Source organism: Pseudomonas putida (assembly GCF_028682475.1).
Taxonomy (GTDB): Bacteria; Pseudomonadota; Gammaproteobacteria; order Pseudomonadales; family Pseudomonadaceae; genus Aquipseudomonas; species Aquipseudomonas putida_AG.
Genome location: NZ_JANHLE010000079.1, coordinates 1 through 1020, shown reverse-complemented (window position 1 = coordinate 1020; position 1020 = coordinate 1). Strand labels below are relative to the sequence as shown.

1 protein-coding gene and 1 pseudogene are annotated in these 1020 nt (G+C 46.8%); both read right to left on the bottom strand.

Annotated features, from left to right (window positions below; genetic code table 11):
• Nucleotides 1–628, bottom strand: a 628-nt coding sequence (locus NPS47_RS25200) for a hypothetical protein (protein WP_274297426.1), incomplete at its 3' end; no start/stop codon positions are given.
• Nucleotides 629–636: 8 nt separating this feature from the next.
• Nucleotides 637–1020 (bottom strand): annotated as a pseudogene (locus NPS47_RS25195) (T6SS effector BTH_I2691 family protein); the annotation flags it as partial.

Below are 1020 nucleotides of genomic sequence, written 5' to 3'. Positions count from 1 at the left end.
CATTGGTCACATGATCATCTCCTTCCTGGATGACGCTATATTTAAACTCGACGATCTCTCTATTGGTAACAATGGCGAGCTGCTTGAGTTCTTTCCACTCAAATGCATAGTGATGGTATTTGGTATGCATTTCCTGGAAATTCTTTGAATGTGCCATTGATAGGTACGTCAACCCCAGGCCGCCAGGCCCTATCAGCGCACCAAGCAAGAATGACGGATCAATGGTCGCCATGAAAATAAATAAAACCGCCGTTATCCCTGTAAGCCATTTCAAAAATGTCAGAACCCATTTCGGAAAGTCCTTCCACTTGCAATGCTCCACTCCGGACGCACTAAAGCGAAAAGCGAAATTCATCCGCTGGTGCGTCATAGATAAAACCACATATATCATCAGAATATAAAAAAAAACACATGACAGTATCCGCCAGGGCTGCCCCATCCCTTCATACACCGAATACATAATAAGTGCGGCACCCAATATCAATATGGCCATGAATACAAACATGCCATTGGCTACAAAGGTGTTGTAATTACGAGCTCGGATCGTCCAAGTCAACAATTCGGGCTCATGCGCAAATTTCCACTCAAGCTGCGGCGGTAGGTCAAGGGGTTTATTAAGATTTAACATTATAGTGCTCAACGACCGTTTGAATTGGGGACGGCTAACTTAAGTAGCTCTGTGCTTTGGTGTATCAGCACGATGCCATCTTTTTCTATTAGTTCACTGCCAGGTGTACTGTTGACTCGATCAGCCTCGTTTGCTGACCATTCCAGCGCCAGTCGGAACATATAGCCGCGACCGTCTGACCGCTGCCGAACGTCGCGCGGGTATTTAATCTCCAACTCAAGAATCGGATTGTCCGTCGGGCTGTCAATCCAGACTTGCCAAAGACGGTGTTGATCTTTCTGGGTGTAAGTGAAATCCCCTGGGCGAAGGTTATATACGGGTCCGCCGGGCAACTTTCCGAGCTGCTTCGGATCGACCCAGTTGCCATCAAGAAACTGGTCGTAAAAGTTATT